At 69.2% G+C, this 1,490-nt stretch carries 1 protein-coding gene; it reads left to right on the top strand.

Going from position 1 to position 1,490, the window contains the following annotated elements:
- The first annotated feature begins 219 nt into the window (after positions 1-219).
- The gene (locus AQJ58_RS40190) at positions 220-1,377 is read left to right on the top strand and encodes an RNA-guided endonuclease InsQ/TnpB family protein (protein ID WP_234360480.1); all 1,158 of its coding nucleotides are present in this window, start codon (positions 220-222) and stop codon (positions 1,375-1,377) included.
- The last annotated feature ends 113 nt before the right edge of the window (positions 1,378-1,490 follow it).

Here is a 1,490-nt window from a genome sequence, read left to right on the forward strand (position 1 = left end):
TCTGGCGAGGATGCCCCGGCGTTCACGCCGGGGAGGAATCGCCTCCTGCGGCTGCGACGCGGAGCGTCGCCGCATCTGCTCTCTGACCGGCGCGGAGCGCCCGTACGGCTGCCCGGCGGAGCCGGAGAATGCGAACGGATGTCCTGCGGGTCACCTGCTGTGGTGACTGTCGCGTGAACGGCGGTTGTGTGTGCGGACGTCGTACTACGGTCCGATGCTGTGAAGCTGGTGGTGCAGGTGAAGCTGCTGCCGACGCCCGAGCAGGCGCTGGCGCTCGAGGCGACCCTGCGCGCCTGCAACCGGGCCGCCACCTACGCCTCGCAGGTTGCCTTCGCCAAGCACCTCAAAGACCGCAACGGCCTGCAGAAGGAGGTGTACGCCGATCTGAAGGCCACGTTCGGACTGTCGGCGCAACCGGTGGTGCGGGCGGTGAAGAAGGTCGTCGATGCCTACGCGACCCTGAAGGCCAATCTGCAGGCCGGGAACCTGGGCCCGTCCACCTCCAAGCGACACCGCACAGCGCTCAGTACCCCGATCGCCTTCCGGCCGGAGGCGGCTCAGCCGTTCGACGACCGCTGCCTGTCCTGGCAGTACGACGCGCGCACGGTGTCGATCTGGACCGTCGACGGGCGGATGAAGGGCGTCCGCTTCGCCTGCTCACCCGACCAGCTCAAGACCCTCGTGCAGTACCGCAAGGGCGAGAGTGATCTCGTCCGGCGTGGCGGGAAGTGGTTCTTGATGGCCACCTGCGACATTCCCGAGCCGGCAGCGTATGAGCCGGCCGGCTGGATCGGAGTGGACCGGGGCGTCGTGAACCTGGCCACCACCAGTGACGGCACGAACCACCAGGGCCGCCGTCTGTCGCGCTACCGGCGCTGGCAGGCCCGCAAACGCGCCGAACTCCAGGCCAGACAGACCCGCTCGGCCACCCGCCGCCTGGCCCGCCGCACACGCAAGGAGCGCCGCCATGCCACGCAGGTGAACCACGTCATCAGTAAGGAGATCGTGTCCGTTGCGCAACGCACCGGTCGCGGGATCGCTGTCGAGCACCTCGGCGGGATCCGTGAGCGGGTACGGCTACGCCGCGACCAGCGGGACACCCTCTCCTCCTGGCCCTTCCACCAGCTCGGACAGCACCTGGCCTACAAGGCCGGACGGGCCGGGGTGCCCTTCCTCGAGGTGGACGCGGCTTATACCTCGCAGCGCTGCCCGCGCTGCGGGCACACCGAGCGGGCCAACCGGCCCACCCGGGATCATTTCCGCTGTCGTCGGTGCGGTCTCGCTGGGCCTGCCGACGTCGTCGCCGGGGTCAACGTGCGCGACCGTGCACGCTCGGTGTGGGCATTCGTCACCATGCCCGTCCCGCAACCGGTCTGACCGGAAAGGGAGATGCGACCCGTGACCGTCCTGTCGTAGGGGACAGTCGGGAGCGCGACAAGGTGTGAACGACCGAGCGCACAAGCTCGGCCGTTCACGGCCGAGAAGGTGAC

The organism is Streptomyces sp. DSM 15324 (assembly GCF_001514285.1).
Taxonomy (GTDB): Bacteria; Actinomycetota; Actinomycetes; order Streptomycetales; family Streptomycetaceae; genus Streptomyces.